The 19,179-nt window shown below is 62.9% G+C and carries 25 protein-coding genes; 16 read left to right on the forward strand and 9 right to left on the reverse strand.

Features of this window, described 5'->3' with window-relative positions:
* Nucleotides 1–8 precede the first annotated feature (8 nt).
* Together VZC39_RS18485 and VZC39_RS18490 are read left to right on the forward strand one after the other, a co-directional pair.
* Entirely contained in the window at nt 9–1,307 is a 1,299-nt protein-coding gene (locus tag VZC39_RS18485; RefSeq protein WP_349919815.1) for a LapD/MoxY N-terminal periplasmic domain-containing protein, read from the forward strand.
* The gene (locus tag VZC39_RS18490; protein ID WP_349919817.1) at nt 1,304–2,245 is read left to right on the forward strand and encodes a TAXI family TRAP transporter solute-binding subunit; all 942 of its coding nucleotides are present in this window, start codon (nt 1,304–1,306) and stop codon (nt 2,243–2,245) included. Before VZC39_RS18485 ends, VZC39_RS18490 begins: the two co-directional genes overlap by 4 nt.
* On the opposite strand, the gene VZC39_RS18495 is transcribed toward VZC39_RS18490, so the two are convergent.
* Together VZC39_RS18495 and znuA are read right to left on the reverse strand one after the other, a co-directional pair.
* Nucleotides 2,240–2,911: a transglutaminase-like cysteine peptidase gene (locus VZC39_RS18495; protein ID WP_349919819.1), complete on the reverse strand. Its 672-nt coding sequence runs from the start codon at nt 2,909–2,911 to the stop codon at nt 2,240–2,242. The two genes, VZC39_RS18490 and VZC39_RS18495, sit on opposite strands and share 6 nt — an antisense overlap.
* Before the next feature lie 64 nt (nt 2,912–2,975).
* Nucleotides 2,976–3,890, reverse strand: a complete 915-nt coding sequence (gene znuA, locus VZC39_RS18500) for a zinc ABC transporter substrate-binding protein ZnuA (RefSeq protein ID WP_349919820.1) — start codon at nt 3,888–3,890, stop codon at nt 2,976–2,978.
* Nucleotides 3,891–3,983: 93 nt separating this feature from the next.
* Between znuA and znuC the strand changes: the two genes are divergently transcribed.
* Together znuC and znuB are read left to right on the forward strand one after the other, a co-directional pair.
* A complete protein-coding gene (znuC, locus tag VZC39_RS18505) occupies nt 3,984–4,748 on the forward strand; it encodes a zinc ABC transporter ATP-binding protein ZnuC (protein ID WP_349919821.1) in 765 nt (254 codons plus the stop codon).
* A gap of 20 nt (nt 4,749–4,768) precedes the next feature.
* The gene (gene znuB, locus VZC39_RS18510; RefSeq protein WP_349919823.1) at nt 4,769–5,548 is read left to right on the forward strand and encodes a zinc ABC transporter permease subunit ZnuB; all 780 of its coding nucleotides are present in this window, start codon (nt 4,769–4,771) and stop codon (nt 5,546–5,548) included.
* Between the two features lie 18 nt (nt 5,549–5,566).
* Here the strand turns inward: znuB and VZC39_RS18515 are convergent, their stop codons facing one another.
* On the reverse strand, nt 5,567–6,484 hold the full coding sequence (locus tag VZC39_RS18515) for a LysR substrate-binding domain-containing protein (RefSeq protein WP_349919825.1): 918 nt from the start codon (nt 6,482–6,484) through the stop codon (nt 5,567–5,569).
* Between the two features lie 91 nt (nt 6,485–6,575).
* Between VZC39_RS18515 and VZC39_RS18520 the strand changes: the two genes are divergently transcribed.
* Nucleotides 6,576–7,433 carry a DMT family transporter gene (locus VZC39_RS18520; RefSeq protein ID WP_349919826.1) on the forward strand — a complete coding sequence of 286 codons (858 nt, stop codon included), beginning with the start codon at nt 6,576–6,578 and terminating at the stop codon, nt 7,431–7,433.
* Nucleotides 7,434–7,449: 16 nt separating this feature from the next.
* Here VZC39_RS18520 and VZC39_RS18525 read toward each other — a convergent pair whose 3' ends face one another.
* Nucleotides 7,450–8,031: a uracil-DNA glycosylase family protein gene (locus tag VZC39_RS18525; protein ID WP_434664423.1), complete on the reverse strand. Its 582-nt coding sequence runs from the start codon at nt 8,029–8,031 to the stop codon at nt 7,450–7,452.
* Between the two features lie 101 nt (nt 8,032–8,132).
* Between VZC39_RS18525 and rarD the strand changes: the two genes are divergently transcribed.
* Together rarD and VZC39_RS18535 are read left to right on the forward strand one after the other, a co-directional pair.
* On the forward strand, nt 8,133–9,026 hold the full coding sequence (gene rarD, locus VZC39_RS18530) for an EamA family transporter RarD (protein ID WP_434664424.1): 894 nt from the start codon (nt 8,133–8,135) through the stop codon (nt 9,024–9,026).
* Entirely contained in the window at nt 9,023–9,373 is a 351-nt protein-coding gene (locus VZC39_RS18535; RefSeq protein WP_434664425.1) for a GIY-YIG nuclease family protein, read from the forward strand. The genes rarD and VZC39_RS18535 overlap by 4 nt, the downstream gene beginning before the upstream one ends.
* Nucleotides 9,374–9,414: 41 nt before the next feature.
* Here the strand turns inward: VZC39_RS18535 and pspG are convergent, their stop codons facing one another.
* The 4 genes from pspG to VZC39_RS18555 all read right to left on the reverse strand — a co-directional run bounded on the left by pspG (nt 9,415) and on the right by VZC39_RS18555 (nt 11,483).
* Nucleotides 9,415–9,633 carry an envelope stress response protein PspG gene (gene pspG, locus VZC39_RS18540; RefSeq protein ID WP_434664426.1) on the reverse strand — a complete coding sequence of 73 codons (219 nt, stop codon included), beginning with the start codon at nt 9,631–9,633 and terminating at the stop codon, nt 9,415–9,417.
* A 46-nt stretch (nt 9,634–9,679) separates the two neighbouring features.
* Complete coding sequence (locus VZC39_RS18545) at nt 9,680–9,886, reverse strand: PspC domain-containing protein (protein ID WP_349919831.1); 207 nt, start codon at nt 9,884–9,886, stop codon at nt 9,680–9,682.
* Nucleotides 9,887–9,888: 2 nt separating this feature from the next.
* The gene (gene pspA, locus VZC39_RS18550; RefSeq protein ID WP_434664428.1) at nt 9,889–10,551 is read right to left on the reverse strand and encodes a phage shock protein PspA; all 663 of its coding nucleotides are present in this window, start codon (nt 10,549–10,551) and stop codon (nt 9,889–9,891) included.
* 203 nt (nt 10,552–10,754) lie between these two features.
* Nucleotides 10,755–11,483: a 1-acylglycerol-3-phosphate O-acyltransferase gene (locus tag VZC39_RS18555; protein ID WP_434664429.1), complete on the reverse strand. Its 729-nt coding sequence runs from the start codon at nt 11,481–11,483 to the stop codon at nt 10,755–10,757.
* 163 nt (nt 11,484–11,646) lie between these two features.
* Here VZC39_RS18555 and VZC39_RS18560 point away from each other — a divergent pair, with 163 nt between their 5' ends.
* Genes VZC39_RS18560 through VZC39_RS18575 form a run of 4 tightly spaced genes read left to right on the forward strand, consistent with a single transcriptional unit; the run spans nt 11,647 to nt 15,396 of the window.
* Nucleotides 11,647–12,018, forward strand: coding sequence for a hypothetical protein (locus tag VZC39_RS18560; protein ID WP_434664430.1), 372 nt, complete (start codon nt 11,647–11,649; stop codon nt 12,016–12,018).
* Between the two features lie 50 nt (nt 12,019–12,068).
* A complete protein-coding gene (locus VZC39_RS18565) occupies nt 12,069–14,108 on the forward strand; it encodes a protein-disulfide reductase DsbD family protein (RefSeq protein ID WP_434664431.1) in 2,040 nt (679 codons plus the stop codon).
* Between the two features lie 10 nt (nt 14,109–14,118).
* Nucleotides 14,119–14,856, forward strand: coding sequence for a DsbA family protein (locus VZC39_RS18570; protein WP_434664433.1), 738 nt, complete (start codon nt 14,119–14,121; stop codon nt 14,854–14,856).
* A gap of 3 nt (nt 14,857–14,859) precedes the next feature.
* Nucleotides 14,860–15,396, forward strand: a complete 537-nt coding sequence (locus VZC39_RS18575; RefSeq protein ID WP_434664434.1) for a protein disulfide oxidoreductase — start codon at nt 14,860–14,862, stop codon at nt 15,394–15,396.
* Nucleotides 15,397–15,487: 91 nt separating this feature from the next.
* On the opposite strand, the gene VZC39_RS18580 is transcribed toward VZC39_RS18575, so the two are convergent.
* Nucleotides 15,488–15,898, reverse strand: coding sequence for an EF-hand domain-containing protein (locus tag VZC39_RS18580; RefSeq protein ID WP_434664436.1), 411 nt, complete (start codon nt 15,896–15,898; stop codon nt 15,488–15,490).
* Between the two features lie 312 nt (nt 15,899–16,210).
* Here VZC39_RS18580 and atcJ point away from each other — a divergent pair, with 312 nt between their 5' ends.
* From atcJ to VZC39_RS18605, 5 genes are all read left to right on the forward strand, one after another.
* Nucleotides 16,211–16,495 carry a cold adaptation protein ActJcold adaptation protein ActJ gene (atcJ, locus tag VZC39_RS18585; RefSeq protein WP_349919844.1) on the forward strand — a complete coding sequence of 95 codons (285 nt, stop codon included), beginning with the start codon at nt 16,211–16,213 and terminating at the stop codon, nt 16,493–16,495.
* 7 nt (nt 16,496–16,502) lie between these two features.
* Nucleotides 16,503–17,033 (forward strand): cold adaptation protein AtcA, encoded by a 531-nt coding sequence (gene atcA / locus VZC39_RS18590; RefSeq protein ID WP_434664438.1) that lies wholly within the window; start codon nt 16,503–16,505, stop codon nt 17,031–17,033.
* A 13-nt stretch (nt 17,034–17,046) separates the two neighbouring features.
* Nucleotides 17,047–17,814, forward strand: coding sequence for a cold adaptation protein AtcB (gene atcB / locus VZC39_RS18595; protein ID WP_349919848.1), 768 nt, complete (start codon nt 17,047–17,049; stop codon nt 17,812–17,814).
* An 11-nt stretch (nt 17,815–17,825) separates the two neighbouring features.
* On the forward strand, nt 17,826–18,728 hold the full coding sequence (gene atcC, locus VZC39_RS18600; RefSeq protein ID WP_434664439.1) for a cold adaptation protein AtcC: 903 nt from the start codon (nt 17,826–17,828) through the stop codon (nt 18,726–18,728).
* A gap of 177 nt (nt 18,729–18,905) precedes the next feature.
* Nucleotides 18,906–19,157, forward strand: a complete 252-nt coding sequence (locus tag VZC39_RS18605; RefSeq protein ID WP_434668516.1) for a hypothetical protein — start codon at nt 18,906–18,908, stop codon at nt 19,155–19,157.
* Nucleotides 19,158–19,179: the final 22 nt, after the last annotated feature.

The raw sequence follows: 19,179 nt of genomic DNA on the forward strand, positions 1-19,179 counted from the left end.
GAGTGGATATGTCATTAGCAAAATTGTTAAACGTAATCATCCTGATCCTGTTCACCATTGGCGCCATCCTGCTGTTCATGCTGGAGATCACCACGGTGCGGCAATCCATCCTCGACCAGATGTCCGCCAACCTGGAGACGGCCATCACCGCCCTCGGCCTGGTGCTGCAAGGCACCCTGCTCAATGACGACAAGGTGCTGGCAGAAACCATCGTCAATGCCATGTTTGACGGCGGTTTCGTCAGCTCGGTCACCCTGCTGGATCCGGACGGCCAACTGCTGTTCCAGAAGGCATTCCACACCGCGCAACAGAACATCCCCGCCTGGCTGCCGAGCCTCATTGCCATGCCACCGATCAAGGTGGAGCAAGAGCTCACCGATGGTTGGCGCATTCTCGGCACCCTTACCCTCGAGGGGCACAAGGGCTATGCCTACCAGCATCTGTGGAACGCCATCAGCCGCACCGGGCTGGCCCTGCTCGGCGGCCTGCTGGTGCTGACCCTCATCATCCAGTGGGTATGCAACCGGCTGTTACGTCCTCTCGAGCAGGTGAACCTGCAATTGTTGCAGGTGCGCCAGCGCCAGTTCAGTGGCAACCTGCCCATCCCCTGGCTGAGAGAGTTGCGGGAGGTCGTCTCCTCCATCAACCAGCTGGTCTCCGAACGCAAGCGGGATCTGCTGCAGCAACGGCTCAAGATCACCCAGCTCGGCAAGCAACACGAGGGTCAAAGCAGCCAACCGCTGATGGGACTGACACAGACCCCGGGCGACATGCATCTGCAGCATTTCGTCTCTACCCAGGGGGATATCCGGCTCTACAGCCGCCTGCTCCCGCAAAACCCACCGAGTGCGGACAGTTCACCTGACGAGATCCGGGCGCTGCTCAACCACTGGCTCGCACAAAAGACGGAGGGGATACAGCTTCCTCTCAGCCTGCTCGCCCACCCAGACTGGGCACAGTTCTCGTCCACACTGGCCAGCGGCAAGGGCAAGACCCTGGACTGGCGCTGGGATCAGCCAAACTTCCCTCCCCTTGCCGAGGAGAGACTGTCGGCCCTGGCGGCTCAGGGGGTCGAGATGGCCTTCAGCAATGTCCCCATGAACAACGACAACCTGACCAGGCTCGACCCCGTCAAACCCGTGTTCATCAGTTGCCAGCTCACCGACGCCCCTCTGTACTGGAACCTGCTTTCCCAGTGCCTGCACGCCTCCGGATACACCCTGCTGGCAGAAGCCAGCGAGGTAACGGATATGGGCACCTTGCGCAGTTGGGGCATCGATGGCTATGCCAGCCAGGAGGCATCATGAAACGTTCCCTGTTGCTGTTCCCCCTGCTCCTGGCGTCTGCCTCTCATGCCCAGACCGTGTCCATCGGTACCGGTGGCGAGCAGGGGATTTATTATCAGGTCACCAAGGAGTTCTGCCGTCTGGCCAACAAGAGCGACCCCGGCCTCCAATGCAAGCCGCAGGCCAGCTCAGGTTCCATCGAGAATCTACGGCAGTTGCAGGCAGGGGAAAGCCCCTATGCACTGGTGCAATCCGACTGGCTCTATCAGGCCAGCCACGGCAGCGGCCCCTTTGCCAAACAACCCCAGCCCGAACTGCGTGCTCTGTTCGCCACCCATGCCGAGCCTTTCACCATAGTGGTGCGGGCCGATGGTGACATCACCAAGCTGGAACAACTCAAACTGGCCCCCATCGACATGGGGTTGAAGCACTCTGGCACCCGTCAGACGGCACTGGCATTGTTCTCTTTACTCGGCGCCACCGAGCAAGACCTCGATCTGAAAAGCGTGGCCAACCAGGCCGAAGCCCTGTGCAGCAAGCAGATCGACGCCTTCGGGCTGGTGATGGGCCATCCGAATCGCATCGTGCTGGACACCTCGAAGCGTTGCGCCATCCGCTTCTTGTCCATCGATGGCCCCGTTCGTGATCAGCTGCTGCAGGGGGTCAAGTATTACCAGCGCAGCCAGGTGCCGGCCCGCATCTACCCGGGCAATCTCAAGGCCACTCCCACCTTCGCCATCGCCGCCACCCTGGTGACCAATGCCAGCATGCCGGATGGGGATGTCTACCGCCTGACCAAGGCCATGTTGAGCCAGCAGACCAGCTTCAACGAGCAGACGTACGGTTACGCCAACCTGTTCCACAAGGCGCGCAATAAAGTCGGCCCGGTGCTGAGCATCAGTCAGCATCCGGGCGCGGCAAGGTACTTTGAGGAGTTGAAAGCGGCGGGCAAGTTATAGCTGACGGCGGGGGGCACGCAGATGCTCGCTGGAGAAGCGGCTCTGCATCGAAGTCCACTGGGTCAGGCGATCGGCGCTCCCCGCCAGGGTGCCTTCGCGCCGGGACTTCATCACCCAGATGCTCTTGGCATCAAAACTGTAAACCGGCTGCAAGTCGTTTCTTTTGCTGCCCGGCAGGATGCGGCCATTGATGTTGTCGAGGACCAGAGGGTCAGATTTGGCGGTAGGAAAGTAAAGCGTCACCATGTGAAACTGGTTGTATCGAATGGCCTTCACATAGGCCAGCCGCAGCTTCTTCTCATCCACCCCCAGCTCCATCAGGGTGTAGTACTTGGAGATACTGTAATCCTCGCAATCCCCACCACGGGCTCCGATAAACTCCAGCGGATTGGCCCAGTAGTCTTCCTCTCCCCATAACCTGGGATCCTCGCTATAGGTCAGGTTGTTGAAGTAGTTGTTCACCAGCTCCAGTTTCTGCTGATCCGTCGTGCCCGCCCGCGGGCTGAGCAAGCGAGAAAACGCCTCCGCCCGCTGCAGCGCCCGAGCGCCGTAGACTTCCTGCAACTTGGACTTGAGATCAGGGCTGGTGATATAGCTGGACAGCTGGGAAGCCTGCAACGGGGCACTGATCAGTGCCACCATGCAGGCGGGGATAATCCATTTCATACGGGACACTCCATGTCATGCGCTGGAGGTCAGTATAGTCAGCCCTGATGGTCACACCGGGGTGTTAGCGGCACTCGGCAAAGGCATCGGCCAGTTGCTGCATAAACTGCGGATAACCCTCGGGTCCTAGCGGTACTTGTTCACCCACTTCATCCAGCAGCAGCACCTTGGCCCCCGTATTGCGGGCGACCGACTCGATCACCGCGGGCGAGAATTGCGGCTCGGCATAGATGCAGCTCGCCTGTTTCTCCTCCAGCGCCTTGCGGATCTCCACCAGCGTCCTGGCACCGGGGCGGCGCTCAGGGCTCACGGTAAAGTGACCCTTGGAACTCATGCCATAGTGGCGCTCCCAGTAGCCATAGGCTTCATGAAACACGAAGTAGCCCTTCTGATTGACCGCTTTCATCTGTCCGGCAATCACCTTGTCCTTGGCATCGACCTTGGCCGTGAAGGCTTTCAGGTTGGCACCGTAACGAGCGGCATTGGCCGGATCCTGGGTGCTCAGCGTGTCACTCAGCGCCTTGGCGATCACCAGAGCCTGGGTCGGTCCCAACCAGATGTGAGGATCCACCCCCTCGTGATGATGTCCCTCATGACCGTCATGGTCATGACCCTCATGTTCCTCGTCACCGTGCTCCTCGTGTCCGGCCTGCTTACGATAGTCAAACAGCGGCATGCCCGGCACCTTGGTCAGGGTCAGCACATGGGGATGCTGAGCTAGTGGCTTGGCCATGAAACCCTCCAGCTCGGGGCCAACCCAAACCACCAGGTCGGCGTCATTGATGCTGCGAATATCGGAGGGACGCAGAGCAAAGTCGTGGGGAGAAGCGCCGGTCGGCAGCAGCACTTTGGGCTCGCTCACACCGTCGGTGATGGCGGCGGCGATGAAGCCGATGGGTTTGATGGTGGTCAGCACCTCGAGGGCACGGGCGGGCAGACTCACCGCCAGCAAGGCAGTGATCAGGGCAAGAATGCGCATAGGGGTCTCGTCAGGAAGTATGTGTGTGATAATATAACAGCCAACGCTATTGTTATATTATAACTCTCACAGGCTGTAAACCCCGGAGCTGTCATGACCCAACTAGTGGAGCTAAAAGATGTCTGTCTCTCGTTTGACGGACGTTCCGTGCTCGACAAGGTCTCCTTTACCCTGAACAAAGGCAAAATCACCACGCTGGTCGGCCCCAACGGGGCGGGCAAGAGCACCCTGAGCAAACTGGTATTGGGCCTGCTCAATCCGGACTCCGGCGAGATCCGGCGCCGCCGGGACTTGCGCGTCGGCTATGTCCCCCAGCGCCTCTATCTGGATCCCACCCTGCCGCTGACGGTGCGCCGCTTCCTTCAGCTTGGCAAGAATGGCCGCCTCTCCATCGAAGAGGCACTGAACCGGGTCGGCGCCCAGGATCTGCTGGACAACCGGATGCAGAAACTCTCCGGTGGCGAGATGCAGCGGGTGCTGCTGGCCCGTGCCCTGCTGGTCAAGCCCGAGCTGCTGGTGCTGGACGAACCGGTGCAGGGAGTGGACATCAACGGCCAGATCGAGCTCTACGCCCTTATCGGCCAGCTCGCCGCCGAGCTCCACTGCGCCGTGCTGATGGTCTCCCACGACCTGCACCTGGTGATGGCCAGCACCCACGAGGTGATCTGCCTCAATCGCCACGTCTGCTGCCATGGCGAACCGGAAAGCGTGGCTCGTCACCCGGAATTCGCCCGCCTGTTCGGGCGCCCGGAACAGGAGGTGCTGGCGGTCTATACCCACCATCATCACTGCGACGGTGAACACCACCATCACGAACCGCAGGCCCCGATCATCCGCCTGCCTTCTCGCAACAAATAGCCAAGCAATAGGACATTCCAGTGGACAGCTTTCTGTTATACGCCCTCGCGGCCGGCCTCGGCATCGCCCTGCTGGCCGGCCCCCTCGGCAGCTTCGTGGTGTGGCGCAAGATGGCCTATTTTGGCGACACCCTCTCCCACGCCTGCCTGTTTGGCATCGCGCTCGGCATCCTGCTGCAGGTGGATTTGACCCTGGCGGTGGTGGTCTGCTGCCTCGCCATGGCCATGCTGCTGGTCGTCATGAGCCGCAACCAGCAGGTGGCCACCGATACCCTGCTCGGCATCCTGGCCCACAGCGCCCTGTCGCTGGGCCTGGTGACCTTGAGTTTCATGGACAACGTGCGGGTGGACCTGATGGCCTACCTGTTCGGCGATCTGCTCTCGGTACAACCCATGGATCTGCTCTGGATCTACGGCGGCGGCGCCCTGGTGCTGCTCACCCTGTGGCGGCTGTGGGATCCCCTGCTCTCCATGACCATCTCCGAGGAGCTGGCGCGGGTGGAGGGGGTACGAGTGGATGTGCTGCGCTGCGTGCTGATGCTGCTGATCGGCCTGGTGATCGCGGTGGCCATGAAGTTTGTCGGGGCCCTCATCATCACCTCCCTGCTGATCATCCCCGCCGCCACCGCACGGCGCTTCAGCCAGACCCCGGAACAGATGGCGGGCCTCGCGGCCCTGATCGGTTGCCTCTCCGTGCTGGGGGGGCTCAGCCTCTCCTGGTATCAGGATACTCCGGCGGGCCCCTCGGTGGTGGTCTGCGCCACCAGCCTGTTCGTGCTGAGCCAGTTCAAGAAAGCCTGAATGCAGAGTCCGAGCGCCTCACGTCCGCTTGAGGGGTTCGTTTTCACCGGGGCGCAGGCTCGCCTGTGCCTCCTGCCAGAGCCACTGTCGCAACCGGCTGATGGCGGGTTCATGGGCCCGTGAGCGCTTGCAGACGAAATAGAAGTGATCCCCGGTCTCCAGAGCATGGAGCGGCAGCCGCACCAGGCCGGGATCCTCCGGTTGCAACATGTAGTCGTTGATGAGCGCCACCCCCTGATCCCAGTTGGCCGCCTCCAGCGCCAGCAGGATATGGCTGAAATGGTGCATCCGCGCGGTCGGGGCAATCGTCAGTCCGCCCACCTCGGCCCAGCGCCGCCAATCCTCCCCTTTTTCCCGGTAGATCGCCTGGATGGAGAGCAGTGGCAACTGCCACAGGGCCTCGGGCCACTCCCCCTCCACCTGCTGCCACAGGCGCCGGCTGCACACCGGCATCAGCCGCTCCCGGTAGAGCAGATCGTGCATGTAGCCAGGCCCCTCGGGGGACACGGTGATGAAGCCGTCCGCCACCCGATCGGAGAGCTCGGGATCTTCCGCCACCATCTCCAGGCTCAAGTCCAGCTCGGGGTAGAGCTGGCGCAGCCCCGCCAGACGCGGGATCAGCCACTTGACCGCGAACGAGCTGTAGACCGCGAGCCTGACCCGCATCTCGCCGCCACCGCGCAGCTGCTCGCTGCTGTGGGCAATCTGGCCGAGCCCCGCCGAGATCCCCTCGAAGTAGACCTCCCCCTGCGCCGTCAGGGAGAGCAGCCGCCCCTGGCGCAGCAGCAGCCGCTCCCCGAGAAAATCCTCAAGCAGACGAACCTGATGGCTGACGGCACTCTGGCTGACGTTGAGCTCCAGCGCCGCGCGGGAGAAGCTGAGCAGGCGGGCGACCACCTCGAAGTATTGAACGGCGCGCAGGGGAGGCAGCTTCATTATCTAAAATTCTCATGAATGGTCATTTTTTATCATTTTACTGGATAACAAGCCCCAGACTACTCTTACCGCTTCTGAAACGGGAGGCAGTATGAATGCAGTCGGGATAGGCATCCTCTATCTGGTGCTGGGCAACATGGTGGCGGTCTTCTCCGACGCCCTGGTCAAGGTGCTGGATCCGGATCAGCCGGTGTTCCAGTTCGTCTTCTTCCGCCAGCTCTCCGCCGCCCTGTTGCTGATGCCCTGGCTGCTGTGGTCCTGGCGCGCACACCCGCCGGTCGCCATCAAGTGGCACCTGCTGCGAGCCCACATCTGGGCGGCCGGGGTCTGTTTGATGGTGGTCGCCCTCACCCGGCTGCCGCTGGCCACCGCCAACGCCCTCTTCTACGCGGCGCCGCTCTTGATGGTGCCGCTCGCGGTCTGGCTGGCGGGAGAGGCGCTGTCGCGCCAGAAGGTGCTGACGGCACTGCTGGGTTTTGTCGGGGTATTGATCGTGCTGCGACCGACCGAGGTGAACTGGGCGGCCCTGGCCGCCCTCGGCGTGGCATTGTCATTGGCGGTCAACAACCTGCTGATCAAGCGCATCCCCCTCAAGCAACCCATTGCCCAGACCCTGTTTTTCACCAACGTGCTGAGCATGCCCATCATACTGGCGCTGGCCTGGTGGGAGGGGGGCGACTGGCAGTGGCAGATGTGGTGGCCCGCCTTCGGTTCGTCGGCGCTGATCATGGTCTATGCCGGGCTCTGCGTGATGGCCTATCGCAAGGCGGAGGCGAGCAAGATCGCCTCGGCGGAGTACACGGGGCTCTTGATGGCGGTGGCCATCGGGGTCTGGCTGTTCGATGAGCAGCCCGGCCTGCCGCTGCTGCTGGGGTGCCTGTGCATCATACTGCCCCTGGTCGCCATGGCCCGCAGCAAACCCAAGCCGCTGGCCGAGCCCGCGACCTGAGTCCGAGACAATAGGGTCACCCCAGCAGTGGGGTGACCCTCTGTTTAAGGTGCGGGATCACCTCCTGCTCGAACCAGGGATTCTTCTTGAGCCAGAGGGAGTTGCGCGGCGAGGGGTGGGGCAGCGGCAGCCAGGCGGGGCCGTACTCGGCCCAGTGTCTGACCGTCTCGGTGAGGGTGTGTTGTGCTGCCTTGCCCAGATAATGATGCTGGGCGTACTGGCCGATGAGCAGGGTCAACTCGACATTGGGCAACAGCATCAGCACCTTGTCGTGCCAGGTCGGCGCGCACTCGGGACGGGGGGGCAGGTCCCCGGACTTGCCTCGGCCCGGGTAGCAGAGCCCCATGGGCATGATGGCGATGCGGGATTCGTCGTAGAAGGTCGTTTTATCCACCCCGAGCCAGTGACGCAGCCGATCCCCGGAGGGATCGTCCCAGGGGATGCCGCTGGCATGGACCCGGGTGCCCGGTGCCTGACCGATGATCAGCAGGCGGGCAGAGGCGGCCCCCCGGATCACCGGTCTGGGGCCGAGCGGCAGGTGAGCCTCGCACAGGCGGCAGGCCCGGATCTGTTCAAACAGGACGTCGAGTCGATTCATGGGGGCATGGTAGCAGAGTTTTCCCGCCGATCCCGCTTGTGAAAGCCGTGGCGGATACCTATCATGCGGCCACAATTGTTTAATTTAATAAACGGAAAGCGATGAAGAACTGGCTGGGCCCCGGCAGTGCGGCCCTCTCTTTCGTGCTCTGGGGCATGCTGCCGCTCTATTACCAGTTCATGCCCGAGGTCAACATGTGGGAGCTGCTCTCTCACCGGGTGCTCTGGTCGGTCGTCCTGCTCGGCAGTCTGTTCCTGCTGCTCGGCGTACGGGTGCCCTGGGCACGCCTGCGCGGCGAGCCGCGCCAGCTCGGCCTCATCCTGCTGGCGGGCCCCGTCATGTCCATCAGCTGGTGCATGTTCACCTGGTGCCTGACCACCGGCCAGGTGCTGGCCACCAGCCTCGCCTTCTTCATGACGCCCCTGTTCAACATCGTCTTCGCCGTCCTCTTCCTCAAAGAGAAGCTCACCCCGCAGAAACACCTGGCGGTGGCCCTGGCGTTGGCCGGTCTCGCCTACATGCTGTTCTCCTACGGCGAGCTGCCCTGGTTCTCCCTCATCATGGGGGCCAACTTCGCCTTCTACGGCCTCATCAAGAAGAAGGTGCGCTATGACGCCGGGGCCAGCCTCTATCTCGAATCCCTGGTGCAGCTCCCCATCGCCCTGCTGATCATCGGCTATCTCGGCGTCCAGGGTACCAGTCTGTTTATGGACGGCGACTGGCGCGAGCGCCTGCTGTTGATGGGCAGCGCTCCCGCCACCCTGCTGCCGGTCGGGCTCTTCTGCTACGCCGTGGCCCGCACCCGCATGAGCACGGTCGGGTTGCTGCAATACATAGAGCCGAGCCTCGCCTTCCTGCTCGCCATCTTCTGGTTCGGGGAGACCCCGGATCCGGTGAAATCCGTGGGCTTCGCCTTCGTCTGGGCCGGCCTGCTGGTGAGCCTGCTGCCCCTGCATCGACTCCGGCGCAGTCAGGTGCAGTGGAAAGAGTCATGACGACAGACGTTTGTACCGATAAACCGGCAGATAACTGGTTTATCTATCTGGTGCGTACCCAGGGTGGTGCGCTTTACGCCGGTATCACCACGGATCCCGAGCGGCGCCTGCGCCAACATCAGAGTGGCAAGGGGGCGCGTGCCCTGCGTGGCAAGGGGCCTCTGACCCTGGTGTGGCAGCAGACCGTCTCGGACAAGGGCCAGGCCCTGCGCCTCGAATATCGCCTCAAGCAGCAGAGCAAGGCCTTCAAGGAGCGGCTGGTGCAAGAGCCAGCCCTCTGGGATGAGTGGTACAGCGCCTGGCTGACCAGCCTCTCCACCCCCGAGTCAGTCAGCCCTGCGCCATAAAAAAGGCCACCGCAAGGGTGGCCGTAAAGTGCGAGGGAGGCCTAACGATAGGTATTGGATTGCTTGCGCCTGTTGCTGAGCAGCCAGCACACCACCAGCCCCAACAGCAGCCAGGGCGCCAGCTTGATGACCAGAGCAAGCATGCCGGCCAGGATGCCAAACAGCGCGAAGACCCCGCTCACCAGCAACATGGCCAGCACGGTAAATCCGGTCAGCGCCATGGTGACCAGCACCAGCATCAAGACGATAAATTCCAGCATGTTTTGCTCCTTGGTATCTCATTGGCAGATAGAAACCCTGCCTGGGTCAATCCAGCCAGCGTTTCAATTCACGGCGCGGCGGCATGATGAGCACCGCCAGCAGGTAGGCCGCCAGGGCCAGGGGTGGCATCAGGATCAGGGCGAGCAGCATGACCACCCGCACCGTCACCCTGGAGATCCCGAGCCCGTTGGCAAGACCGGCGCAGACGCCGGTGAGCTTGCGGTGGGCCAGATCTTTCGGCCAGGGGGTCATGATCAGGCCTCCTCTTTTTGGCCCTTCAGACGGGCCAGCTCGCGTTCGATCTCGTCATTGAGCTCCAGCTCGCGGAACTGGGCCTCGAGGGAAGGATTCTGCCCCAGGGTCGCCGCCTCCAGCTGGGCTTCCAGCTGATCCACCCGGCCCTGGAAACCGTCGAAACGGGCCATCAGTTCATGCATGCGCTGGTTGTCCACCTGGGCACGGGCCCGGATCCGGCTGTGGGCGGTCTGCTCGCGCAGGGTCAGCATCTTCTGCTTCTCCCGCGCCTCGGTCAGCTTGGCCGCCAGGCGCTCGCTGTCGGCGGTCAGCTGGGCCAGCACCTCGGCCACCCGGGCCTTGTCCTGCTCCAGCTGTTCGCATTTCTTGACCTCGGCCAGCTTCTCGGTGAGGGCGGCGCGGGCCAGGTCTTCCCGCCCCTTCTGGATGGCGAGTTCGGCCTTGGCGGACCACTCCTGGATCTGGTTGCGCAGCGCCTGCTGGTGGCGTTCCAACTGCTTCTGCTCGGCGATGACGCGGGCGGCCTGGGTTCTCATCTCGACCTGGACCTGCTCCATCTCCTCGATCATCAGCCGCAGCATCTTCTGTGGCTCCTCACTCTTGTCGAGCAGGCTGTGCAGGTTGGCATTGATCACGTCGGTCAGGCGGCTAAATACGCTCATGGTCTGGCTCCTTGTGGATGGGATGGCTATCTCTCCCAAAAGCATTACAAGAGCCGTGCCAAGAAAATTTATCCTTTTCTTACAAACAGATGGGGATTGATAGTGGAAATTCAACGGGCCAGGCGTGGTGAAAAAAACCAATGAAGTGGTAATTCTCACCAATAAAAAAGGGAGCCAGTGGCTCCCTTTCTCTCTTCTCAGGCTCAGGCGGCCTTGTGATGACCCAGCCTGGCGTCCAGCTCCGCCAGCTTGGCCTCCATCCGGGCCCGGCAGGTGTCGGACAGCTCGCGAATGCCGGCGGCGCCGTGCTCCTTGCTGCACACGGGGGGCAGCATCTCCAGCAGCACCTCGCCGTTGTCCCAGCGGTTCAGGTCAACCTGACCGAAGTAGCTGGAGCAGACGATGGGCACCACGGGCACCTCGGCCTGCACGGCGGTGTGGAAGGCGCCGGCCTTGAACGGCAGCAGGCCACGGCCCTGGGAGCGGGTCCCTTCCGGGAACATCCAGATGGAGGTGCCGCGACCCTTGATGCGATCCACCACCTGGCCGATGGTGCCGATGGCGCGGGAGCGGTTGGATCTGTCGATCAGCACGTTGCCGGAGAGCCAGAAGATGAGGCCGAAGAAGGGCAACCACAGCAGGCTCTTCTTGCCCACCGCCACCACGCCGGGCACCACGGCGCCGGTCACGGTGAAGATGTCGAAGTTGCTCTGGTGGTTGCACACATAGACAGCCGGGCCGACCGACTTGATCTCGTCGGGAATGGTGACCCTGACCTTGAGCCCGATGAGGGGGCAGACCGCATGATACATGCGGGCAAAGACATAGACGTTGTTGGGATGGCGCGGGCGCACCAGACAGAGCAACAGACCGAATACGAACCAGAAGACGAGCAGCAGGGCAAGCAGCAGCACGCGGGCAATTTTGAGCATCGAACACCTCGGAATTTAACTCGGCGCAGTATACTGGTCCCCCTTTTAGCGAACAAGCGTTCGCCAAACAGAACTGACCACCCCGGGCGGTACAGACCGGCCTCGGCTTGCTCCTCCCGTCATTGGCCGTTAGGATGTGCCCATCTTGATGAAGGGGGCAAGCATGATTCACCAACAACGTGTGGCGAAACGACTCCTGCTGCTGGTCTGCCTGCTGGTGCTCAACTGCGCTGCCCAGCCGCTGGCCCGGCTGGCCCTGCTCGATCACGCCCTCAGCTGCCAGACCCTGCCCTCGCTCGCCGATGCCGAGGATCAGGATGGCGCCACCACCCCGCAGCCAAACAGCTGCCAGCTCAACGGCAAGTGGCTGAGCGCCGTCACCCTGCTCTGCGTCGAGCAGCTCTTCTTTGCCATCGCCCTGGTGATCGCCCTCCTGGCCCCGCTCTGGCGATATGTTCCCCCCTTGCCTCCCCCGAGAGTCATCTCACCGCCCGAGCGGCGTCTGCACCTTCGTCTCTGCGTCTGGCGGGAATGAGTTCGACTGCTAGCCATTAGCCGTCATTCATTTTTTTGCGAGAGAACAAGATGTCAAAACTCCTCAAGGCAACCCTGTTACTGGGCTGTCTGCTGTGGCAATCCACGGGATTGGCCAGCGACACGGGCTGGCTCACCAGCCCCCAGAACGATCACGCCAAGATCAGGCTGCAAGCCGATCGCAGCGACCCCGCCCAGACCCGGATCCTGCTCGCTGTGGCGCTGGAAGCAGGCTGGAAAACCTACTGGCACAGCCCGGGTGAGGGGGGGATCGCCCCCCAGATCCTGTGGGACCAGCCGGTCAGCGACTTCCAGTGGCACTGGCCCACCCCCCGTCACTTCGAGGTGGCAGGGCTCAGCACCCAGGGCTACCAGCAGAGCGTCAGCTTCCCCCTCAGCCTGAGGGCCGATGCGGATCAGCCCCTCAAGGGTACGCTGCGCCTCTCTACCTGCAGCAACGTCTGTATCCTGACCGACTACCCCTTCACCCTGTCAGCCGGTGAGGCGGCCCCGGCGGGCTTCGACTTCGCCTGGGCCAAGGTCATGAGCGCCCTGCCCCAGCCCCTGCCCGCCGACACCCAGGTGAAGGTCGGCTATGGGCACAATCAGCTGCAGCTCCTGGCGGAGCGCCCCCAGGGCTGGCAATCCCCTGCCCTCTTCATCGATGCCCTGGAAGGCGCCGAGTTCGGCAAACCCGAGCTGGCCGTGCAGGGCAATACCCTGACGGCCCGGGTGCCGGTCAGCGACGGCTGGCAGGGAGACGCGCCCGACTTGCGCGGCCAATCCCTCGGCCTGTTGCTCACCGACGGGGAGCAGGCCTGGCAGGCAAAGGCCGCCATCGGCGAGGCCCTCTCCCTGCCGGCGCCAGGCAGCTCCCTGCCCTGGCTGCTCGGCATCGCCCTGCTCGGCGGCCTCATCCTCAACCTGATGCCCTGCGTGCTGCCGGTGCTGGCCCTCAAGCTCGGCTCTGTGCTGCAACAGCAAACGCAACAACAGGGGACGATACGCAAGCAGTTCTTCGCCGCCAGCGCCGGCATCCTGGTCTCCTTCTGGTTGCTGGCCGCCATGAGCAGCCTGCTGCGCGCGACCCAGGGGGCGGTCGGCTGGGGCATCCAGTTCCAGAGCGCCGGTTTCATCGGCTTCATGGTGCTGGTGACGGCGCTGTTCTGCGCCAATCTGCTGGGCTTGTTCGAGATCCGTCTGCCGAGCGCCTTCAGCACCCGGCTCGCCACCAGCGGCGGCAACGGCCTCGGCGGCCACTTCCTGCAAGGGGGCTTTGCCACCCTGCTGGCCACCCCCTGCTCGGCCCCCTTCCTCGGCACCGCGGTCGCCTTCGCGCTGGCGGCGCCGCTCGGGGAACTCTGGCTCATCTTCACCGCCCTCGGGCTTGGCATGAGCCTGCCCTGGCTGCTGGTGGCGGCCCTGCCGCGCCTCGCACTCTGGCTGCCAAAGCCCGGTCGCTGGATGGGCCAGCTGCGTATCCTGCTCGGCCTGATGATGCTGGGCTCCAGCCTCTGGTTGCTGAGCCTGCTCGCCAACCACCTCGGCACCCTCACCACGGGCTGGCTGATGGTGGGCCTGTTGCTGGTGCTGCTGGCAGGCATCATCTGGCGTCATGGCATCCGCGGCTTCACGCTGGCCCTCTCCCTCTCGGCCCTCGTGGGGGGCGCCCTGCTGCTGGGCGGCGCCTTCAGCGCCCAGGGCGGCACAACCGCCGATCGGGTCGCCTGGCAGCCTCTGTCTGAACAGGCTATCACTCAGGCATTGGCCCAGAACAAGCGGGTCTTCGTGGATGTCACCGCCGACTGGTGCGTGACCTGCAAGGCCAACAAATACAACGTCTTGCTGCGCGATGAGGTGCAGACCGCCCTCTCGGCCCCGGATGTGGTGGCCCTGCGCGGAGACTGGAGCAGGCCGAGCGACACCATTTCCGCCTTCTTGCGCAAGCGGGGGGCGGCCGCCGTGCCCTTCAACCAGATCTACGGCCCCGGCCTGCCAGAGGGAGAGACCCTCTCTCCCCTGCTGGACAAGGGCGACCTGCTCGACGTCTTGAACAAGGCCGGCCTCATCAAGCCCGCCACCCATTTCTGAGGAGAATCCCATGAAACTGAACACCCTGACCCTGATCGCCGCCCTCTCCGCCAGCGTGCTGGCCCCGGCCCTGCACGCCGCCCCCTTCACCCCGGAGCAGGAGGCGCGCATCAAGGAGCTCATCCGCGAGACCCTGGTACAGAACCCCAAGATCCTCGACGAGGCGGCCGAATCCTGGGAGAAGCAGAATGCCGCGGCCCAGGAGGCCCAGCTCGGTGACTTCATCAAGGGCAATCAGGACGTGCTGTTCAACAGCGCCACCAGTCCGCGCCTGGGGGCCAAGAATCCCAAGCTGACTCTGGTGCTGTTCACCGATTACAACTGCCCCTACTGCAAGCAGTTCGATCCCGAAGTGACCAAGCTGCTCAAGGCCTACCCGAACGATCTGGGGCTGGTGATCAAGCTGTTGCCGTTCAAGGGGCAGACCTCCGCCAAGGCGGCCCAGTACAGCCTGACCCTGTGGCAGCAGGACCCGGCCCGCTTCCTCCCCCTGCACGACAAGCTGATGAGCAAGCAGGGCATGCTGACGGAGGCAGACATCAACAAGGCGCTGGCGGCCACCGGCAACGTGGCGCTCAAGCCTGATGCCAAGGCCAGCGAGGAGCTGCGCAGTAGCTTGCGCATCGGCACCCTGCTCGGGGTGCAGGGCACCCCGGCGACCCTGATCGGCAATCAGCTGGTTCCGGGCGCACTGCCCTATGAACAGCTCGAGCAGCTGGTCAAAGCCGAACTGGCCAAGCGGAGCTAAGCCATGGTCGATAACGTGCGCCCCAAACCGCCACGCTGGCGGCGTTGGGGCAAAGAGGCGCTCTGGCTGTTGCTGATGGCACTGATCGTCTCCACCCTGCTGGATCTGTGGCGCAGCCCCAGCCTGCCGGACGGGGCCATGCAGGCTCCTATCACCCTGCAGGATGGCACTCGCACCGATCTCGCCACCCTGAGCCAGGGACAGCCCCTGCTGGTCTACTACTGGGCGAGCTGGTGCGGGGTCTGCCGCTTCACCACCCCGGTGGTGGAGCAGCTATGGCAGGAGGGCGACAACGTGCTGACGGTGGCGCTGCGCTCCGGCAACGACACCCAGTTGCAACAGGGCATGAGCAAGAAGGGGCTCGGCTTTCCCACCCATAACGATGAGCAGGGCAATCTCGCCGCCCGGTGGCAGGTCGGGGTCACTCCGACCTTCCTCATCGTTCGGGACGGGGAGCTGGTGAGCAGCACCACCGGCTGGAGCAGCCGCTGGGGGCTCAAGCTGCGGCTCTGGTGGGCCAGCTGGTCGCTCCCCGCCTGATCCTGCAATGGAAAGAGCCCGGTTGCAGGACCGGGCTCTTTTATCTGACGGCAAACGCTCACCGGATGGTGGCTTCCTCGCGGCGGATCCGCTATTGCGCGGCCTCCATGACCCGCTTCTCCAGGTTGGCCTTGATCTCGGCCCGTTCGGACTCCCCAATCACCCCGTCCCCATTCTTGTCCAGGTGCGCGAACAGCTTCTCCTGACGGGCCATGAACTGCGCCTTGCTGGTGTCCCGTCTCGGCTTGAGCTGCGCCATCCGATCCGGCACCGGCTTGCCCGCCTGCTTCATCACACCCTCTATCTTGGCCAGGGCGGCCTCCTTCTCGGCGACGGAGATCACGCCATCCCCGTTCTTGTCCTGTTGGGCGAAGCGCTGCTCGGCCCGCTCCATGAACTGGGCCTTGGTGATATCGCCCATCAAGGGAGTGGAGGGCAAGGTATCGGTGGCAAAGGCAGCGCTGCTGCAGAGCGCGAGGGCGAGAAGACAAGGTTTGAACATGGCGATGATTCCTTATGCTGACCCGACAGGCCGGGCCCTGAATAATGAGACTCAAACCAAGCGCCAGCCAGGCACCCGGTACCGCAGTTGGGCAACGGGGCGGACAAAGAGTTCCGGCCGCCATCCCTTCTGCCATTGTAGCCCCGCCACCGAGTCCCATTCCCCCATCACTTTTTGCGCAAGAGCGCCGCACGCTCGTGGCAGTGGTGCCGGCTTTCCGTTAAAATGGCGAGTTTTTACCACGCCTGGTTCCCCAAGCCCCTCCGGCGCCAGCCTTGTGACTCTGATGATGCCAGTGATGCAGGATCTGCCATGAACAACTACTTTCGGGTGCTGGGCGTCAAGTCCAACGCCAGCGAAAACGACATCAAGAAAGCCTATCGACGGCTCTCGAACCAGTTCCACCCCGACAAGCTGATTGGGGCGAGTGAAGAAGAGAAAGAGCAGGCCGCCATCCGGCTGCATCAGGTGAAGAAGGCCTATGAAGTGCTTTCCGACCCCAAGGCCCGCGCCGCTTTCATCAAGGATTTCAACAACGTCATCGTGACCGATCCCGCTGCTGCCATGCAGGAGATGTGGGACCAATTTTACCCCTGAGGCTGATATGCAAAAAAAATGGGACCAGGCGCGGCTCAAGACGCTGCAAAGCGATGCCGGCGAAAACATCGAATCCTACCGGGATCAGGATCAGCCCAAGGCGCTGGAACAGTTCACCGGCAAGATGAAGGCCCTGCTGCTGGCGGATATCAGCATGCTGGAATTCATGCCCGAATACCTGCCGCTGGCCCTCTATGGCCGGGTGCAGTTCCCCCCCAAGGCCAAGCTGGAGTGGGCCAAGTGGCTCGCGAGCGGCGTCCAGCCCGACTGGGATGCGTTCAAGGTGTCGGTGGCGTTCAACAACGCAGACCTGCCCCTGGTCAAGGCCGTGCGTGCCCAGAGCGAGGATCAGCTCATCGAGGCCTGTGCCGTGCTCTATCTGCTGGACAACCCGCAGCCCCGCGGTGGCCGTCATGCCGATGACGACTATGAGTTGCGCGACGAGGATGACGAGGACGGGGAAGATGCCGACGCCGATTATCATGGCGGCGATGGCGAGGAAGACGATCAAGACATGTACGACGAAGTACGTTTCTAACTTGAGGCAGAGCATGAGCAACAGTCTGATAGAAATTACCGCCATCGAGATCAAGGAACTGGCGGTGATCGAGCCGAAACAGGCCAGCGAGAAGTTCGAACTGATCGCCAAGACCATGTCTGACGAGCAGTTGGCCGAAGTCATTGAAAACATTGATATCGTCACCCTGACCCAGATCAACGGCCAGCACGACATCTCCTTCCCGTCCATCATCTCCGAGCTGATGACCCCGGAGCGGATCCGCGACATCGTCTGCCAGCAGCCCCTCTACTGGGAAGAGGCCATCAAGAACAACGCCGACGAGCTGCAGCAGCACACCTTCGATTTTCTCAACTACCTGATCCGCACCCAGGACAGCGAGGCCAAGCAGCGGGAGATCCTCGAGTGCATCGCCGAGGATCCCGCCGGCCTCTTCTACCTCGCCATCCCCTTCATCGAGTTCTACCGGGGCGATCGCTACGAGGATGACGAAGGCTATGGCGACGTGCTGCACGCCGAAGAGGAGGATCTCGAGGAGTCCCTGCGCTACAGCGAGCGCCAGCAGGCCGAGGGCACCCACGACTACTCCCTGGATGACCCGAGAAGCCTGCTGATGCTCATTCGCGAGCAGGCCCCCGAGGTGGAAAAAGCCATCAAGGCCCTGTTGCGCAGCGAAACCTCCTCCTGGGATGGCATCATCAACAAGTTCGCCGCCGAACTGGTGATGCAGGCCAAGGAGAAAAACAAGGTCGAGGAAGACGAGTACGGCGACGTCGACGACATGTTCAGCTTCCTGGATTGAGGTGAAGACCCATGCAACTCGTCATTCGTGAAGCCAATGAAGGCCCCTTCCTCAGCCAGGTGCTGCGCTTCGGGCGCGACAACGAACGCCTGAGTCAGCAGCAGCTCGCCGCCATCAAGGGCAAGGCGGTGCTGATGAGCCTGAAATTCGCCGACAAGTACTACAACAAGTACAAGATGCACCTGCTCGAACAAGCCGCCCACGACGTCATCGGCGTGGTGAGCCTGGGGCTGCAGGAGCTCTCCGGGCGGGACACCGCAAAGGCGTTGGCCCTGCTGCAGGCGCCGGAAGGGCCCATCAAGCCATTCCAGAAGGGCTGGTCCATGCTCATCACCGTCAGCCCCAAGCAGGCGGGCAACAGCCTCTACGGGGACGTGGATGCGCGGCTCTTGGACAAGATCTCGAGCCCGCCGGACGTGGAGGAGTGGCAAGGCTGGCAGGAGTACGAAAAGGCCCTGGCCGAACACAACAAATCCCGGCTGATGGGGCTGCTGGACGGCCACTTCTTCGCCTATGACAACGATCACCCCACCATGGAAGACAAGCTGGCGGAGGCCCTGCTCTATCGCATCCTGTGCGGCAAGGGCAGTGGCGCCGCCCCGCTCAAGGTGAAGCAGGATCTCAAGCGTCGGCTGGCACGGGATATCGTGCTGCAAGATGCCTGGTTGGAGCAGGATTATATCGCCGCCCAGCTGGCACTGCTGCTGGCCGAGCTGCCCGCCGACATGGCCAATGCCCTGCGCCAGGAGCTGAGCCCGGGCTTCGTGTCCAATCTGCTGCACACCCTGAACTTCGTGCGCCAGTATCAGCAGTTGCAGCAGGAGAACGCCTCGCCGGAGAAGCTCGACAACATGGAGATGCGTGCCGGTCTCAAACACCCCCTGCTTGGCTGGCCGCTGTACCACGACTTCTAGGGATGCCCCCTTGCCCCAGGACCCCATCACGCCCGGCTCGCCGGGCGTGATGCTATCCAGCCTCGGCCAAACTACCCCCTAAGCGTCATAGGCCTGCAGTTTGTCAGGGTTATAATGGCTCCTTTCCACCGGCAGCAGGGGCCAGCCATGAGCAGAAAACCCGACCGCATCACCGCCATGCAGCAGATCATCGACGCCGTGAAGGCAGAGTTCCCGCTCTACCAGCCGGACACCTTCAAATGCGGCCCCGACAACACCTGCATCGGCTGCCCCAAGAAGCTGATGGAGCTGGTGGATACGGATCTCAGCTACTGGCAATACCAGATCGATCGCGGCATCCCGCCGACCTTCGACGAGCTCTACAGCTTCGGCAAGATGTGCAAGAACATCCGCCGGGCCCTGGTGCGCAATGGCCGCATCCCCGCCTGACGTTTTATAAACCACTGCCTTA

It is taken from the genome of Aeromonas sp. NJAU223, assembly GCF_051125555.1.
Lineage (GTDB): Bacteria > Pseudomonadota > Gammaproteobacteria > Enterobacterales > Aeromonadaceae > Aeromonas > Aeromonas veronii_G.

Bases quoted from the DNA above. Each gene is read 5' to 3' on its own strand.
- VZC39_RS18560 (WP_434664430.1), top strand. From the start codon at position 11,647: ATGATTCACCAACAACGTGTGGCGAAACGACTCCTGCTGCTGGTCTGC.
- atcC (WP_434664439.1), top strand. From the start codon at position 17,826: ATGCAACTCGTCATTCGTGAAGCCAATGAAGGCCCCTTCCTCAGCCAG.
- atcA (WP_434664438.1), top strand. From the start codon at position 16,503: ATGCAAAAAAAATGGGACCAGGCGCGGCTCAAGACGCTGCAAAGCGAT.
- VZC39_RS18545 (WP_349919831.1), bottom strand. From the start codon at position 9,886: ATGACCCCCTGGCCGAAAGATCTGGCCCACCGCAAGCTCACCGGCGTC.
- atcB (WP_349919848.1), top strand. From the start codon at position 17,047: ATGAGCAACAGTCTGATAGAAATTACCGCCATCGAGATCAAGGAACTG.
- VZC39_RS18485 (WP_349919815.1), top strand. From the start codon at position 9: ATGTCATTAGCAAAATTGTTAAACGTAATCATCCTGATCCTGTTCACC.
- znuC (WP_349919821.1), top strand. From the start codon at position 3,984: ATGACCCAACTAGTGGAGCTAAAAGATGTCTGTCTCTCGTTTGACGGA.
- pspG (WP_434664426.1), bottom strand. From the start codon at position 9,633: ATGCTGGAATTTATCGTCTTGATGCTGGTGCTGGTCACCATGGCGCTG.
- VZC39_RS18555 (WP_434664429.1), bottom strand. From the start codon at position 11,483: ATGCTCAAAATTGCCCGCGTGCTGCTGCTTGCCCTGCTGCTCGTCTTC.
- VZC39_RS18490 (WP_349919817.1), top strand. From the start codon at position 1,304: ATGAAACGTTCCCTGTTGCTGTTCCCCCTGCTCCTGGCGTCTGCCTCT.
- VZC39_RS18525 (WP_434664423.1), bottom strand. From the start codon at position 8,031: ATGAATCGACTCGACGTCCTGTTTGAACAGATCCGGGCCTGCCGCCTG.
- pspA (WP_434664428.1), bottom strand. From the start codon at position 10,551: ATGAGCGTATTTAGCCGCCTGACCGACGTGATCAATGCCAACCTGCAC.
- VZC39_RS18580 (WP_434664436.1), bottom strand. From the start codon at position 15,898: ATGTTCAAACCTTGTCTTCTCGCCCTCGCGCTCTGCAGCAGCGCTGCC.
- atcJ (WP_349919844.1), top strand. From the start codon at position 16,211: ATGAACAACTACTTTCGGGTGCTGGGCGTCAAGTCCAACGCCAGCGAA.
- VZC39_RS18565 (WP_434664431.1), top strand. From the start codon at position 12,069: ATGTCAAAACTCCTCAAGGCAACCCTGTTACTGGGCTGTCTGCTGTGG.
- VZC39_RS18535 (WP_434664425.1), top strand. From the start codon at position 9,023: ATGACGACAGACGTTTGTACCGATAAACCGGCAGATAACTGGTTTATC.
- znuA (WP_349919820.1), bottom strand. From the start codon at position 3,890: ATGCGCATTCTTGCCCTGATCACTGCCTTGCTGGCGGTGAGTCTGCCC.
- VZC39_RS18575 (WP_434664434.1), top strand. From the start codon at position 14,860: ATGGTCGATAACGTGCGCCCCAAACCGCCACGCTGGCGGCGTTGGGGC.
- VZC39_RS18570 (WP_434664433.1), top strand. From the start codon at position 14,119: ATGAAACTGAACACCCTGACCCTGATCGCCGCCCTCTCCGCCAGCGTG.
- rarD (WP_434664424.1), top strand. From the start codon at position 8,133: ATGAAGAACTGGCTGGGCCCCGGCAGTGCGGCCCTCTCTTTCGTGCTC.
- VZC39_RS18495 (WP_349919819.1), bottom strand. From the start codon at position 2,911: ATGAAATGGATTATCCCCGCCTGCATGGTGGCACTGATCAGTGCCCCG.
- VZC39_RS18520 (WP_349919826.1), top strand. From the start codon at position 6,576: ATGAATGCAGTCGGGATAGGCATCCTCTATCTGGTGCTGGGCAACATG.
- VZC39_RS18605 (WP_434668516.1), top strand. From the start codon at position 18,906: ATGCAGCAGATCATCGACGCCGTGAAGGCAGAGTTCCCGCTCTACCAG.
- VZC39_RS18515 (WP_349919825.1), bottom strand. From the start codon at position 6,484: ATGAAGCTGCCTCCCCTGCGCGCCGTTCAATACTTCGAGGTGGTCGCC.